General features: G+C 77.7%; 16 protein-coding genes. All 16 read right to left on the minus strand.

Annotated elements, in window-relative coordinates:
* Window position 1 precedes the first annotated feature (1 nt).
* Complete coding sequence (gene cobT, locus MNZ39_RS12755; protein WP_242339006.1) at window positions 2-1,060, minus strand: nicotinate-nucleotide--dimethylbenzimidazole phosphoribosyltransferase; 1,059 nt, start codon at window positions 1,058-1,060, stop codon at window positions 2-4.
* On the minus strand, window positions 1,057-1,614 hold the full coding sequence (gene cobU, locus MNZ39_RS12760) for a bifunctional adenosylcobinamide kinase/adenosylcobinamide-phosphate guanylyltransferase (protein ID WP_242339008.1): 558 nt from the start codon (window positions 1,612-1,614) through the stop codon (window positions 1,057-1,059). Before cobU ends, cobT begins: the two co-directional genes overlap by 4 nt.
* Window positions 1,611-2,285 carry an adenosylcobinamide amidohydrolase gene (locus MNZ39_RS12765; RefSeq protein WP_242339010.1) on the minus strand — a complete coding sequence of 225 codons (675 nt, stop codon included), beginning with the start codon at window positions 2,283-2,285 and terminating at the stop codon, window positions 1,611-1,613. Before MNZ39_RS12765 ends, cobU begins: the two co-directional genes overlap by 4 nt.
* Window positions 2,282-3,667, minus strand: a complete 1,386-nt coding sequence (locus tag MNZ39_RS12770; RefSeq protein WP_242339012.1) for a cobyrinate a,c-diamide synthase — start codon at window positions 3,665-3,667, stop codon at window positions 2,282-2,284. Before MNZ39_RS12770 ends, MNZ39_RS12765 begins: the two co-directional genes overlap by 4 nt.
* The gene (gene cobO / locus MNZ39_RS12775; protein ID WP_242339014.1) at window positions 3,667-4,194 is read right to left on the minus strand and encodes a cob(I)yrinic acid a,c-diamide adenosyltransferase; all 528 of its coding nucleotides are present in this window, start codon (window positions 4,192-4,194) and stop codon (window positions 3,667-3,669) included. Before cobO ends, MNZ39_RS12770 begins: the two co-directional genes overlap by 1 nt.
* On the minus strand, window positions 4,191-5,519 hold the full coding sequence (gene cobA, locus MNZ39_RS12780) for a uroporphyrinogen-III C-methyltransferase (RefSeq protein ID WP_242339015.1): 1,329 nt from the start codon (window positions 5,517-5,519) through the stop codon (window positions 4,191-4,193). Before cobA ends, cobO begins: the two co-directional genes overlap by 4 nt.
* A complete protein-coding gene (cobM, locus tag MNZ39_RS12785; protein ID WP_242339017.1) occupies window positions 5,516-6,286 on the minus strand; it encodes a precorrin-4 C(11)-methyltransferase in 771 nt (256 codons plus the stop codon). The genes cobA and cobM overlap by 4 nt, the downstream gene beginning before the upstream one ends.
* Window positions 6,283-7,077 (minus strand): precorrin-3B C(17)-methyltransferase, encoded by a 795-nt coding sequence (gene cobJ, locus MNZ39_RS12790; RefSeq protein WP_242339019.1) that lies wholly within the window; start codon window positions 7,075-7,077, stop codon window positions 6,283-6,285. The genes cobM and cobJ overlap by 4 nt, the downstream gene beginning before the upstream one ends.
* On the minus strand, window positions 7,077-8,174 hold the full coding sequence (locus MNZ39_RS12795) for a cobalt-precorrin 5A hydrolase (protein ID WP_242339021.1): 1,098 nt from the start codon (window positions 8,172-8,174) through the stop codon (window positions 7,077-7,079). The genes cobJ and MNZ39_RS12795 overlap by 1 nt, the downstream gene beginning before the upstream one ends.
* Complete coding sequence (gene cobI, locus MNZ39_RS12800) at window positions 8,171-8,887, minus strand: precorrin-2 C(20)-methyltransferase (RefSeq protein ID WP_242339023.1); 717 nt, start codon at window positions 8,885-8,887, stop codon at window positions 8,171-8,173. The genes MNZ39_RS12795 and cobI overlap by 4 nt, the downstream gene beginning before the upstream one ends.
* Entirely contained in the window at window positions 8,884-10,128 is a 1,245-nt protein-coding gene (cbiE, locus tag MNZ39_RS24950; RefSeq protein ID WP_242339025.1) for a precorrin-6y C5,15-methyltransferase (decarboxylating) subunit CbiE, read from the minus strand. The genes cobI and cbiE overlap by 4 nt, the downstream gene beginning before the upstream one ends.
* Window positions 10,125-10,748 (minus strand): precorrin-8X methylmutase, encoded by a 624-nt coding sequence (locus MNZ39_RS12810; RefSeq protein WP_242339027.1) that lies wholly within the window; start codon window positions 10,746-10,748, stop codon window positions 10,125-10,127. Before MNZ39_RS12810 ends, cbiE begins: the two co-directional genes overlap by 4 nt.
* A complete protein-coding gene (locus tag MNZ39_RS12815) occupies window positions 10,745-11,854 on the minus strand; it encodes a cobalt-precorrin-5B (C(1))-methyltransferase (protein WP_242339029.1) in 1,110 nt (369 codons plus the stop codon). The genes MNZ39_RS12810 and MNZ39_RS12815 overlap by 4 nt, the downstream gene beginning before the upstream one ends.
* The gene (locus tag MNZ39_RS12820) at window positions 11,851-12,645 is read right to left on the minus strand and encodes a sirohydrochlorin chelatase (protein ID WP_242339030.1); all 795 of its coding nucleotides are present in this window, start codon (window positions 12,643-12,645) and stop codon (window positions 11,851-11,853) included. Before MNZ39_RS12820 ends, MNZ39_RS12815 begins: the two co-directional genes overlap by 4 nt.
* The gene (locus MNZ39_RS12825; RefSeq protein WP_242339032.1) at window positions 12,624-13,439 is read right to left on the minus strand and encodes an energy-coupling factor ABC transporter ATP-binding protein; all 816 of its coding nucleotides are present in this window, start codon (window positions 13,437-13,439) and stop codon (window positions 12,624-12,626) included. Before MNZ39_RS12825 ends, MNZ39_RS12820 begins: the two co-directional genes overlap by 22 nt.
* On the minus strand, window positions 13,433-13,706 hold a 274-nt coding region (locus MNZ39_RS12830), incomplete at its 5' end, for a CbiQ family ECF transporter T component (protein WP_242339034.1). The genes MNZ39_RS12825 and MNZ39_RS12830, both read right to left, overlap by 7 nt.

Here is a 13,706-nt window from a genome sequence, read left to right on the forward strand (position 1 = left end):
GTCAGCGCCCCGCGTCGGTGACGCCCGCGCCCTCGAACGTCGCCATCTCGTCGAGCACGCGGGCGGCGGCCTCGATGACGTGGAACGCGAGCGCCGCGCCAGTCCCCTCGCCGAGCCGCAGGTCGAGAGCGAGGAGCGGCTCCTTGCCGAGCGCGCGCAGCACGGCGCGGTGGCCCGCCTCCACGGAGCGGTGCGACGCGAGCACCGCGTCCGCGGCGCGCGGCGCGAGGCGCGCGGCGGCGAGGGCGGCGGCGCTCGCGATGAACCCGTCCGTCACCACGGGCACGCGGCGCGCGGCCGCGCCGAGGACCACCCCGGCGAGCCCGGCGATCTCGAACCCGCCCAGCGCGGCGAGCGTGCCGAGCGGGTCGGACGGATCGGGACGGTTCACCGCGAGCGCGCGATTCACGACGTCGACCTTGTGTGCGTGAGTGGCGTCGTCGATCCCGGTGCCACGCCCGGTGACCTCGGCCGCGGGGAGGCCCGTGAACGCAGCGGTGAGCGCGCTCGCCGGCGTGGTGTTGCCGATGCCCATCTCCCCGATCCCGAGCACGTGCACGCCCTCGTCGGCGAGCTCGCGAGCGACGCCGATCCCGGCCTCGACCGCCCTGGCCGCCTCCTCGCGGGTCATCGCCGGGCCGCGCGCCAGGTTGCGCGTGCCCGCCCCGATGCGCCGGTCGCGCACGCCCGCGAGCCCGGGGATGGGGAGCTTCACGCCCATGTCCACGACGATCACCCTGGCGCCGGCGTGCCGCGCGAGCACGTTGATCGCCGCGCCGCCGGCAGCGAAGTTGGCGACCATCTGCGCGGTCACCTCCTGGGGGTACGCCGAGACGCCCTCGGCGGCGACCCCGTGGTCGCCGGCCATCACCACCACCGCCTTCACGGCCGCGCGCGGCGTGGCGGTGCCCTGGATCGCGGCGAGCGCGCAGGCGATCTCCTCCAGGCGCCCGAGGCTTCCGCGCGGCTTGGTCTTGCCGTCGAGCCGGCGTTGCACGGCGGCGGCGGCGGCCGAGTCGGGCAGGGGGATCGCGGCGCAGGTGGTCTCGAGCGAGGTCATGGTGGGGTCTCCGGGTGGATGAGGGTGAGGGGGCCGGGGCGGAGGCGCAGGACGCACCCGAGGGTCGCGAGATAGATGCGGTCGGCGTCGCGGGCGAGCCGCTGGTGAGCGCGGCCGGCCGCGTCGCGGAACGCGCGCCCGAGGGCGCTCTCCGGCACGACGCCCATGCCCACCTCGTTCGTGACGAGCACCGCGTGCACGCGGCGGCGCGCCAGCACCCCGGCGACGGCCTCGACCTGCGCCGCGACGGCGGCGGCGCCGTCGCCGCGCAGGAGCAGGTTGGAGATCCAGAGCGTGAGGCAGTCGACGACGACCACGTCGGCGTCGGCGCGCTCGAGCGCGCCCGCGAGGTCGAGCGGCTCCTCCACCGTGAGGAACGCGCCGCCGCGCTCCGCGTGGTGCGCGGCGATCCGCTCCTCCATCTCGCGATCGAACGCCTGCGCGGTCGCCACGAAGACCCGGCGAGCGCCGAGCCCGCGCGCGAGGTGAAGCGCGAACGCGCTCTTCCCGGAGCGGACCCCACCACCCACGAGGACGATCTCCGCCGCGCTCATCGAGCCCGCTCCGAGAGCCACGCCGCCGCGCCGCGCGCCACCGCGTCGTGCACCGCCGCGCCGACCACGTAGCCGAGCGCCGTGTGCTTCCCGGCGTACCGCGCCCCGTTCGGCCGCTCCGGAGCGGCGATCACGATGCAGTCGGTGCCGGTGCCGCTCGCAGGCGCGCCGCTCATCTGGCTCGCGACGCCCGCCTCGCGCACCGCGAGCGTGCGCGCCTCGGCGGCGAGGGAGAGCGCCTCCAGCAGCGCCTCCTCGGAGAGCGGCACTCCGACCTGACACAGCACGTTGATCGTCCCGATGCGCCCGGAGGGACCGGGAGGGTCGCCGGCGCGGAGCGCGTTCCCGAGCCCCACCGTGGCCACGCACCGCGCCGCGACCTCGCCCGCGCGCCGCTCACAGACGACGTGCCGCGAGAGCGCCGCGCTGGTGAGGAGGCCGACCGCGTCGGCGAGGTCCGCCTCGGCGAGCTGCGTGGAGAGGAACCGCGCGGCATCCACGGGCGGCCGCAGCTCCCCGTCGTGCACCTCGCGCCAGGCGACCGCGCTCGCGATCCGGCGCCCGCCGTTCACGATCGCCCAGGAGAGGACCGCGTGCGGCCCAGGAAGGCGGACCACGAGCCAGCGACCGTCGAGCGCCGGGGCGCCGGCCCGCGCGAGGACGGCGGTCATCGCGCGCCCCCCCGCGTCGCGGCGCAGGCGCCGACGAGCGCCTCCGCCACGGCCGGGCACGACGCCCAATGCGCGTGGACGTACGAGGCGAGGACGTTGGGTGCCGGCGCGTAGCCCTCCAGGAGCGGCTCGCCGCGGCGGCGCGCGACGGCGTAGACCCGCGGCACGGCGTCGGGCACCCCCGCGAGCTCGGAGTAGCGGAACTGGTGACCGCGGAAGCGCGCGCCGGCGGGGCCCGCGAGCGACGGCGCGCGCGTGGTCACCTCGACGTAGCCGAGCGCCTGGAGCCGCTCGTGCACGATGGCGGTCCCCGGGAGGAGCCCGACGCCCGCGTGCACGCGCCCGTCGCGGGTCCTGATCGCGGCGGCGAGCGCCATCAGCCCGCCGCACTCTGCGTACACGGGCCGGCCGGACGCCGCCAGCGCGCGGACGTCGCGGAGCATCCCGACGTTCGCGGCGAGCGCGGGCGCGTGCTCCTCGGGGTAGCCGCCGCCCAGGTACAGCCCGTCGACGTCCGGGAGACCCGCGTCGTGGAGCGGCGAGAAGCGGACGAGCGTCGCGCCGAGCGCCTCGAGGCGGGCGAGGTTGTCCTCGTAGTAGAAGTGAAACGCCTCGTCGTGCGCGACCCCGATCCGGCAGCGCGACGCCACCCGCGGGCTCGGCGCCGGGTCCGGCAGCGCGAGCGGCGGGGCCGCCCGGGCGGCTGCGAGCAGCGCGTCGACATCGAGCCACTCCTCCGCGAGCCGCGCCCAGGCGGCGACGCGGTCGTCGGGGAGCACCCGGCGCGACGCGGTGACGAGCCCGAGGTGGCGCTCCGGGAACGCGAGGTCCGCGCGGGCGGGGAGGCCGCCCACGACCGGCGGCGCCGCGACGGCCTCGCGCAAGAGCTCGAGATGCCCGCGGCTCCCCACGCGGTTGCACACGAGCGCCGCGACCCGGAGCCGCGGATCGAAGCCGGCGAGGCCGCCGGCGACCGCGGCCGCCGTCCGCGCCATCCCGGAGGCGTCGAGCACGATCGCGACGGGCGCCTCCAGCCACCGGGCGATCTCCGCGGTCGAGCCCGCGTCGGAGGCGGGCGACGCGCCGTCGTGGAGCCCCATGACCCCCTCGACGATCGCCACGTCCGCGCCGCGCACGGCGCTGGCGAACGTGGCCAGCACCCCGTCCCGCCCCATCATCCAGCCGTCGAGGTTGTGGGAGGGCGCGCCCGCCGCGCGCGCGTGGTAGCCCAGGTCGAGGTAGTCCGGGCCGCACTTGAACGCGGCGACGCGCAGCCCGCGGCCGCGCAGCGCGGCGAGGAGCGCGACCGCGAGCGTGGTCTTGCCGGAGCCGCTCGACGCCGCTCCGAGGACGAGCCGCGGGATCTCGAAGGGCGCCGTCATCAGAAGTCCACCCCGGCGATCGCCCTCACGCCCCGCGCGAAGGGGTGCTTCACCGCCCGCATCTCGGTCACCAGGTCCGCCGCGTCCACGAGCGACGACGGCGCGTCGCGGCCGGTCACGACGACCGTCGTCTCGACCGGGCGCGCCGCCATCGCCGCGAGGACCTCGTCGCAGCTCACGTACCCGTGGTTCAAGACGTGCGTGAGCTCGTCGAGGACGACGATCCGGTGCCGGCCCGCCGCGACGAGCTCCCGCGCCCGCGCCCATGCAGCCCGCGCGGCGCGCGCGTGCACCTCCGGGTCGTCTCCCTTCCAGGTGAACCCCTCGCCGAGCGTGAGGAGCTCGAGCCCAGGGAGCCGCTCCGCGAGGAGCCGCTCGCCCGTCTTCCAGCGGCCCTTCACGAACTGCAAGACCACGACGGGCAGCCTTCGGCCCAGCGCGCGGAAGGCCATCCCGAGCGCGGCGGTGGTCTTGCCCTTCCCGTCGCCGGTGTAGACGACGAGGATCCCGCGGGTCGCGCCGGTCACGCGGCCTCCCCGGCGGACACGAGCGCGAGGAGCCGCTCCCGGATCGTCACCACCTCGCCCACGACGACGAGCGCGGGCGCACCCCCGCCGCGCAGGCCGACGCGCGCCGCGAGGTCGGCGAGCGTCCCCACCACCACCTCCTGCTCCGGCCACGTCGCCGCCGAGATCCAGGCGGCCGGCGTGGTCGCGGGGCGGCCGCTCTCGACGAGACGCGCGAGGTTCGGGCCCAGCGAGCGCGAGGCCATGTACAGCACGAGCGTTCCGCTCCCGGCGAGCCTCCTCCAGTCCGTCCGCGCGGGCGCCTCCGAGCGGGTGAGGTCGTGGCCGGTCGCGAAGGTCACGTCCGAGCTGACCTCCCGGTGCGTGAGGGGGATCCGCGCCGCGGCGGCGGCACCGAGCGCGGCGGACACGCCGGGGACGACCTCGAACGGCACCCCCGCCGCCGCGAGCTCCTCGGCCTCCTCGCCCCCGCGGCCGAACACGAAGGGATCGCCTGCCTTGAGCCGCACGACGCGCTTCCCCGCACGAGCGCGCTCGAGGATGTCCGGGTGGAGCCGCAGCGGCCCCCGGGTGCGCCCGTGACACCGGCGGCCGACCGGGAGGCGCTCCGCGCCGGGCGGCGCGAGCGCGAGGAGCGCCCGAGGCACGAGCTCGTCGTACGCCACGACGTCCGCCGCACGGAGGAGCTCCCGCGCGCGAACGGTGAGGAGGCCGGGATCGCCTGGGCCGGCGCCGACGAGATCGACGCGCCCACCGCGCGGACGCTCGCGCCCGACCACCGCGCACGCCCACTCGAGCCGCGCTGCGGGGGTGTCGAGCCCGGGGGGCAGGTGATGCACGCGCGCGGGCACGGCGTGGGCCCTCAAGAGCCCCTCGAGCACGAGCTGGTATCGCAGCTCGACATACGGCTCCGCCGACCGGACCCCGTCGCGCTCGTACGGGATAACGCCCCAGGGCAGGACCAGGATCGCGGCATACGAGGCGGCGTGCGCGGCCGACGCCTCGAGGAGCGCCCCGGTCCCGGGGTCGCCCGTCGAGGCGCAGCCGTGGTGGAGCGCGTAGGCGGCGAGGTCCAGGCTGCAGTTGTCGGCCACGAACTCCGTGTGGGCGCCCTCGGCGGCCACCCGCTGCCGCCAGAGCTCCTGGAGGACCGCCCTCGCCTCGCCGGGCGCGAGCCCTGGGAGCGGATGCCCGCCCCCGTCGATCCAGGCGCGAGTCTCCTCGGGCACGACGGAGAGCCCGAGCCGCGCCGCGAGCGCGCGCGCCAGCGTCGTCTTGCCGGAGCCGGCCGAGCCGGTGACCGCGATGCGGAGCGGCGCGCTCATCCCTCTCCCTCCGTGCGCGCCGCGCGGAACGCGTGGCCGAACTCCGGCGCGTAGAGCCGCGAGGCCGGGAAGCCCTCGGCATCGAGCGCGGGGCCGACCAGCACCATCGCGGTCGCGTCGATGCCCTCCGCGCGAGCGAGCGCCGCGAGGTCCCCCAGGCGGCCGCGGATGACCCGCTCGTCCGGCCAGCTCGCGCGGTGAACGATGGCGGCGGGGCAGTCCCGGCCGTACGCCGGAGCGAGCGCGGCGACCGCCTCGTCGAGGCGCCGCGCGGAGAGGAACAGCGCGAGCGTCGCCCGGTGACTCGCGAGCGACGCGAGGTCCTGCCCCTCCGGCACGGGCGTCCGGCCGGCGGCGCGGGCGAGGATCACCGTCTGCGAGACGCCGGGCACGGTGAGCTCGCGGCGAAGCGCGGCGGCGGCGGCAGTGAAGGACGATACGCCCGGGACGACCTCGTACGGGATCCCGAGCGCGTCGAGCCGGCGCATCTGCTCGGCGGTCGACCCGAACAGGAGCGGGTCGCCGGTGTGCACCCGCGCGACGTCCTCGCCGCGCCCGTGCGCCTCGCGCATCTCCGCGAGGATCTCGTCCAGGGTCATGCCCGCCGAGTCGAGGACGCGCGCGTCCGGGCGGGCGCGCGCCACGACCACGCGCGGGACGAGAGAGCCCGCGAAGATCACCACCGGGCAGCGGGCGATCAGGTCCGCGCCGCGGACGGTGACGAGGTCGGGCGCGCCCGGACCCGCGCCCACGAAGTGCACCGTCATCGCGACTCCTCGGCGGAGAGCCCCGCCCCCGCCCGGCCGTACTTCTCCGCGTAACCGCGGGGCGTGACGAGGAGCCCCTCGAACGCGAAGCTCCGGCTCGACCCCACGATCACGGTGGTGGTCATGCCGATCTCCTCGTCGAGCAGCCGCTCGAGCGTGGTGACGACCGCGCGCTGCCCGCCGCGGAAGGCGTCCGTCACCACCGCCGCCGGGGTCGCCAGGCCGCGGTGACGCACGAGCAGCGCGTGGGCCTCCGCGAGTGGGCGGCGACGACGGGTGCTCGCCGGGTTGTAGAGCCCGATCACGAAGTCGGCGGCGGCCGCCGCCTCCAGCCGCCGCGCGATCACCTCCCACGGCGTGAGGAGGTCCGAGAGGGAGATCGCGCAGAAGTCGTGGCCGAGCGGCGCGCCCACGAGCGCCGCGCAGGAGCCGAGCGCGGTGACGCCCGGGACGATGGTCACGGCCGGCGCGTCGCCGGGCCGCCAGCCCGCGTCCCGCAGGATCTCGAGGACCAGGCTCGCCATCCCGTACACGCCGGGGTGGCCCGAGGACACGAGCGCCACGCGCCGCCCCGCCCGCGCGCGCGCGATCGCCTCGCGCGCCCGCTCCGTCTCACCGGTCATCCGGCCGGCGACGATCTCCTTTCCGGCGAGGAGCGGCGCGGCGAGATCGAGGTAGGTCCGGTAGCCGAGGACGACCTCGGCCTCCTCGACGGCGGTGCGCGCCGCCGGGGTCAGCTGGTCGAGCGCCCCGGGCCCGAGCCCCACGATCGACAGCGATCCCATGCCCATCACGTCTCCTCCCGCGCGGCGCGCGCGACCGCCACCGTCACCGATTGGCCCTCGTCCGCGTCCCGCCGCACCTGCTTCGGGACGAGCAGCCGCGCGGCGCGCGCCGCGAGGAGCGCGGCTGGCTCGGCGACGGCCCGCGTCCCGACATGCCTCCGGACGACCTCCGACGGCCGCTCGATCCCGACGGCCGCCTCGAGCGCGGCGGCGTCGAAGAGGCGCAGCGGACACCCGAGCCGCGCCGCCAGCGCGACGATCCCCGCCTCGTCCCGCTTCAGGTCGATCGTGCCCACCGCACCGATCGACGCGGGCGCGAGCCCGTGCGCCTCGAGGACGTCGCGCACCGCGCGCCACACGGCGTCCGCCGACGCGCCGCGATCGCAGCCCACGCCCACCGAGAGCGTGCGCGGGCGCCAGAGCACCGCCCTCGCGAGCACCGCCTCGTCGCGGATGACGCGGTCGGTGATCGCGACGATGGCCGCCCACCGCGCCGCGTCGGCGCCGTCGAGCGACGGCGCGACCGCGATGTTCGCGGGGAGCGGCGCGCCCGCGGGCCACCACGCGCCTCCGCCCGCCTCGTCCACCACGAGCACCGGCGCCCCGTTCACCAACGCCGCCGCTGCCCGGGTGGCGTTGCCGCGCGGATCCTCCAGGGTCCAGCCGAGCTCCCGCCCGAGCAGATCGACGCGCAGCGTGCCCCGCGCGTCCGAGGCCGTGGTCACCACCGGCGCGGCGCCGACGGCGTGGGCGACCTCCGTTGCGAGCGCGTTGGCGCCGCCCGCATGCCCGGAGAGGAGCGCCACCGCGAAGCGGCCCGCCTCGTCGAGGCACACCACCGCGGGATCCGTCCACTTGCTCGCGACGAGCGGCGCCACGAGGCGAACCGTCGCGCCGACCGCGAGCACGAACACGTGACCGTCGTATTCGGCGAAGGCACGGGCCACCGCCGAGCGCATGGGCAGCGGGAACGTGCGCGCGCCCGGCGCCGCCGACGCGACCGGCTCCGCGACGAGCAGCTCCCCGCCGAGCGCGCCGGCGACGCGCGCGCCCAGCGCCGCGCCGCCGCGAGTGACGGCATGGACGGCGAGGCGCCGGGTCACGCGCCCTCCCCCGCCCGCGTCCGCACGAGCACCGTGGTGAAGTAGCCGTGCGGGAGCGCGTCCATGTCCGCGAGCGGCGCGACCCGCTCGCCGGGCCTCGACGCCTCGGCCACGACCCACGCCCGCTCCGCGCACCCCGCGCGCGACAGCGCGACGCGGAGCTCGGGGAGGTGCCGCCCCGCCTTGAGCAGGAGCAGCGTCTCGAAGTCGCGCGCGAGCCGGGGGAGGTCCTCGAGCGCGCGGGACGCGGGGAGCACCGCGACCCGGTCGTCGCCGTCGGCGAGCGGAACGCGGGCGGCGGCGGCGACCGCCGTGATGGACGAGACGCCGGGGACCACCTCGACGCGCGCGCCGAGGCCGGTCGCGGCGTCGAGCACGTCGAGGAACGTGCTGTACAGGAGCGGGTCACCCTCGGTGACGAACGCGACATCGCGCCCCGCCACGAGCCGGGCGCGGACGGCGCCCGTGGCGGCATCGCGCGCGGCGCGCCGGGCGATGGGGTCGCGGGTCATCGGGAAGGTGAGCGGGAGCGTCTCCTGTCCCGGCACCTCGCCCGTCGCCTCGCGCGCGGTGCGGAGCGCGAGCGATGCGCCGCCTTCGGAGGGCCGGGGGGCGGCCAGCACCGCCGCCCGGCGAAGCACCGCGACCGCGCGCAGGGTGAGGAGGTCGGGGGCGCCCGGACCGACGCCGACGCCGTACAGGGTCGCGCTCAAGCTGGCTCCAAGGGGATGCTCCCGGCCACGAGGAACACCGGCGAGAGCGGACCGAGCCGCGTGCGCCCAGCGAGCGGCGCGCCGCGCGCGACCGAGACCGCCGTCACCTCGGGTGCGATCCCGGCGCCCGCCAGCGCTCGGCGCGCGTCCTCGAGCGTCTCGAGCGTCACCGCGGCGATCACGACCCGGCCGCCTGGGCGGAGCCGGGCGAGCGTGGCCGCGGCGATGGCCGGGAGCCCGCGCCCGCCGCCCCCCACGAAGACCGCGTCCGGGGCCGCGAGCCCGTCGAGCGCCGCCGGCGCCGCCCCCTCCACCACCGCGACGTGATCCATCCCGTGACGGCGAGCGTTCGCGCGGCAGTGCGCGGCCGACTCCGGGTCGCGCTCGATCGCGAACACCCGCCCCTCCGGAGCGAGCGACGCCGCCTCGATGGCGATCGAGCCAGATCCCGCGCCGACGTCCCACACCACCGCGTCGGGCCGGAGCGCGAGCGCCGCGAGCGCGAGCGCTCTCACCTCGCGCTTCGTCACGAGGCCGGTGCGCGGGCGGCGCATGTCGAGCGCGTCCTCCGGGAGGAACGGCAGCGCTGGGGGCGGGCGCCACGCCGGGTCCGTCCGGGCGAGCAGCAGCACGGCCAGGGCGCCGACGTCCTCGCAGGCGGCCGCGTCTTCGAGCGAGGCCAACCGGCGGACCCGCTCGCCCGGTCCGCCCAGGTCCTCGCAGATCCACGCGGCGAGCCCGCGCTCGCCGTACCGGAGGAGGTGGCGCGCGACCGCGGCGGGGGTCGCGGCGCCCCCCGTGAGGAGCGCCGCCTTGCGCGCGCGACGCACGCGCGCCGCGACTCCGGCGAGGGGCCGGCCGTGCACCGACAGGATCGCGGCGTCGTCCCAGGCGAGCCCGGCGCGCGCGAAGGCCCACTGCACCGAGCTCGGGTGGGGCAGGATCTCGACATGCTCCGCGCCGAGCCGGTCGACGAGTCGCGCGCCGACGCCGAAGAGGAGCGGGTCGCCCGAGGCGAGGACGCACACGGCGTGCTCGTCGGCGAGCGCCGCGATGCGCTCCACGGCGTGAGCGAGCTCCTTTCCGAGCACCACGCGCTCGCCGCGGAACTGTGGAAACGCGGCGAGGTGCCGCTCGCCGCCCGCGAGCACGTCCGCGACGGCGACCGCACCGACCGCGCGGCTCGAGAGTCCCGCGCAGCCATCGGCGCCGATGCCGACTACCGTGACCGGACGCCTCACGCGTCATCCTCCGCGGCGAGGATCGCGAGCGCGTTCAGCACGGCCACCGCGACCGGCGTCCCGCCCTTGCGCCCGCGGGCCACGATCCACGGCACGGGCAGCGAGCGCGCCGCCTCCTTCGACTCCGCCGCCCCGACGAAGCCCACCGGCACCGCCACGACGAGCGCGGGACTGGCGACCCCCGCCTCGACGAGCCGCTGCAGCTCCGCGAGCGCGGTCGGGGCGTTCCCGATCGCCACGACGCCGCCGTCGAGGAGCCCGAGGCGAGAGGCCTTCCGCATCGCCGCCGCCGCCCGCGTGGTCCCGCCCTCGCGCGCCGCCGCCGCGACTTCCGCGTCGCCGATGAGGCAACGCACCTCGAGCCGGGGGAGCCCGGCCGCGATCATGCGCACGTCCGCGACGATCGCGGCGCGCGCCCGGAGCGCCGCGACTCCCGCCTCCACGGCGTCCGGGTGCAGCTCCAGCGTTCGCTGGAACTCGAAGTCGGCCGTCGCGTGGATCACGCGGCGCACGACCGGCCACGCGCGGGGTGGGAAGCCGTGCGCGCCGGCCTCGCGGTCGATGATCGCGAGGCTCTCCTCCTCGATGCGCCGGCCGGCCGCCACGATCCGCTCGCTCATCGCTCCGCCTCCGCGGCGCCCCGCCCGAGCACCGCTCCGTCGAACCCGACCAGCTCCGTCCGGACGTGGAGCGGCGGCGCGTGAGCGGCGCAGCGCGCGGCGGCGCGCCGGCACAGCGCCGCCGCGACGTCCGTCTCGATCCCCGCCCGCCTCCACGCGCCGAGCGCCTCGCGGGCGGTGTTCGCGGCGGCCACCTCGGCGAGGACCGCCGCGGCGGCGCCGAGCTCCGCGGTGACCGCGGCGAGGAACCCGAGGTCCACCTCCGACCGCGAGGCGTGGATCTGGAAAGACCCGGCGGCGAGCTTCGACATCTTCCCGACCATCGCGACGAGCTCGACCCGCGCGATCCCGCGCCGGGCGGCGTGCCGCAGCGCGGCGCCCACCGCGTCGCCGACCTGGATGAACGCCGCCTCGGGAGTCCCCGGGCGCAGTCGCATCGCGTGCGCCTCGGTGCGGCCGCCGGTCGTGAGCACGAGCGTGTCCAGCGCCCGTGCGCGCGCGACGTCGATGGCCGCCGCGACGCTGGCCTGCCACGCCGCGGTCGAGAACGGGCGCACCACGCCGGTCGTCCCGAGAATGGAGATGCCGCCCAGGAGCCCGAGGCGCGCGTTCATCGTGCCGCGCGCGATCTCCTCGCCGCGCGGGACCGAGACGGTGACGCGCGCGCCGGCGACGGCGCTCCCCGCCAGCTCCGCGCGCACCATGTCCGAGATGTTCCGGCGCGGCACCGGGTTGATCGCCGGAGCGCCCACCTCGAGCCCCAGGCCCGGCCGCGTGACGGTCGCGACGCCGGGCCCGCCGCGGATCTCGACGCCGCCGGGCGCGGGCTCCACGTCGGCGACGATCCACGCACCGTGCGTGACGTCCGGATCGTCGCCCGCGTCCTTCTCGACCGCACACCGGCGGGCCGCGCCGATGATCTCGGCGTGCGCCACCGGGAACGACGCAGGGCGTCCGTTCGGCAGCACGATCCCGATCTCGCGGGGCGCGGTGCCGCGCACCAGGTATCGCGCCGCGGCGCGCGCGGCGGCGGCGGCGCACGCGCCCGTCGTGTACCCGGTCCGGAGCCCGGCCGTGGCCGGGCGGTCGTTCGCGTGGGCGGTCATGCGGCGGAGCGCGGGCAGGTGTCGCAGGGCAGCCGCGCGCGCTGCCCCAGCACCTCCGCGAGCCGCTCCTCGAGGAGGTCGACGAGGCGCGCGTCGGGGCCGAGATGCGGCGCCAGTGCCACGCGGCGCCCGGGGTGGCGGGAGCGGAACGCCGCCACCTCGCGCGCGAGCTGCTGCATGAGGAGCCCCTCGAAGAGGAAGTAGGGCTGCACCAGGATCGGCCCGTCGTGGACCTTCGCGAGGTCCTCGACCGCGCGCTCGAAGAGCGGCGACGTCACGGCGATGAAGCAGGGCTCGGCGCGGGCGAAGCCGGCCCGCTCGCCGAGGATGCGGGTGAGCTTGCACAGGTCCGAGTTGGCGTCCGGGTCGCTCGAGCCGCGACCGACCACGAGGAGCGCGGTGCGAGCGCCCTCGGGACCGCGGAGCGGCACCTGCTGCGCGCTGCGCGCGAGAACGAGCTCCGTCATCCGGTTGACCACCCCGAGCGCACCCGCTGCGTCGAACCGGACGCGGGGGGTCGCGGCGCGCGCCGCCGCCAGCGCCGCGGGGACGTCGTCCTTCAGGTGTCCCGCCGTGAGCAGGAACATGGGCAGCAGCACCACGCGGTCCGCGCGGGCCGCAGCCGCGGCGAGGGCGTCGGCGAGGAGCGGTGCCGCCAGCTCGACGTAGGCGTGGCCGACGTCCAGGTCGGGACGGCGACGACGGAAGGCGCCGACGAGCGCCTCGAACTCGGCGTTCGCGCGCGCGACCCGGCTGCCATGGCCGAGGATCAGGACCGCGGTGCGTTCCACGTGAAGACCTCGTCGAGGGTGAGCGGAGCGCGACCCGGGCCGCGCAGCGCGGTCCAGACCTGGGAGATCCAGGGCGACCGGAGCCCCGCGCGCGCGAGCAGCGGGCCGTCGGCGAGCACGTCACGGAGCGGCGCGTCGGCGAGGACGCCCCCCTCCCCGAGCACGACGGCGCGCTCGGCGAAGAGCGGCGCGACGTCGACCGCGTGCGTCGCCGCGAGGAGCGCGGCGCCGCGCGCCCGGGCGACCTCGTCGAGGAGGCGCGCCACCGCGAGCTCGCAGGCGGGATCGAGGCCCGCGGTCGGCTCGTCGAGCAGCAGCAGGGACGGGCGAAGCGCGAGGACGCCCGCGAGCCCCGCCCGCTTCCGCTCGCCGGTCGAGAGCGCCTCGACGGCGCGGCCGCCGAGACCGGCGATCCCGACCGCCGCGAGGGCCTCCTCCGCGCGGCGGCGGGCCTCGTCGCGCGGGACTCCCGCGTGGCGCGGGCCGATCATCGCGTCCTCGAGGACGGTGGGCGCGAGGAGCTGATCGGCCGGGTCCTGGAAGAGGAGCCCGGCTCCCGCGGCGACGGCGTCGGCGGGACGCCGGACGCGCCGGCCGTGGACCTCGACGCGTCCGCGGACCGTAGCGAGCCCCATGATCGCGCGGAGCAGCGACGTCTTCCCCGCGCCGTTCCCGCCGAGCAGCGCCACCCGCTCCCCGGGCGCCACGACGATGCGGACGTTGCGCAGCACCGGGAGGGCGCCGCGCGGTCCCAGCGTCTCGGCCTCGAGATGGAGCGCCGGCGCCGTCACCACGGCCGACCTCCGCCGAAGAGCGCGCAGGCGACGAGCGCGATCGCGATCGCGGAGACGAGCGCGGCGCCTCCCGCGGCCCCCGCGGCGAGCGGCGGGAGCGCGTCCACCGGCGGCTCGCCGCGGACCGCGACCGTGTCGGCGAGCGCCGCGGCCCGATCCATCGCGCGGCTCGTCACCGCGCCCGCGAGCTGGCCGGCGGAGTCGATCGCGCGCCCGAGCCCGGCGTACCCGAGCCGGGCGCGCTGGGCGTCGCGCACCGAGGCCGCC

Origin of the sequence: Anaeromyxobacter sp. SG66, from assembly GCF_022690805.1 — a bacterium.
Lineage (GTDB): Bacteria > Myxococcota > Myxococcia > Myxococcales > Anaeromyxobacteraceae > Anaeromyxobacter > Anaeromyxobacter soli.

Bases quoted from the DNA above. Each gene is read 5' to 3' on its own strand.
- cobT (WP_242339006.1), bottom strand. From the start codon at position 1,060: ATGACCTCGCTCGAGACCACCTGCGCCGCGATCCCCCTGCCCGACTCG.
- cobU (WP_242339008.1), bottom strand. From the start codon at position 1,614: ATGAGCGCGGCGGAGATCGTCCTCGTGGGTGGTGGGGTCCGCTCCGGG.
- MNZ39_RS12765 (WP_242339010.1), bottom strand. From the start codon at position 2,285: ATGACCGCCGTCCTCGCGCGGGCCGGCGCCCCGGCGCTCGACGGTCGC.
- MNZ39_RS12770 (WP_242339012.1), bottom strand. From the start codon at position 3,667: ATGACGGCGCCCTTCGAGATCCCGCGGCTCGTCCTCGGAGCGGCGTCG.
- cobA (WP_242339015.1), bottom strand. From the start codon at position 5,519: ATGAGCGCGCCGCTCCGCATCGCGGTCACCGGCTCGGCCGGCTCCGGC.
- cobM (WP_242339017.1), bottom strand. From the start codon at position 6,286: ATGACGGTGCACTTCGTGGGCGCGGGTCCGGGCGCGCCCGACCTCGTC.
- cobJ (WP_242339019.1), bottom strand. From the start codon at position 7,077: ATGGGCATGGGATCGCTGTCGATCGTGGGGCTCGGGCCCGGGGCGCTC.
- MNZ39_RS12810 (WP_242339027.1), bottom strand. From the start codon at position 10,748: ATGAGCGAGCGGATCGTGGCGGCCGGCCGGCGCATCGAGGAGGAGAGC.
- MNZ39_RS12815 (WP_242339029.1), bottom strand. From the start codon at position 11,854: ATGACCGCCCACGCGAACGACCGCCCGGCCACGGCCGGGCTCCGGACC.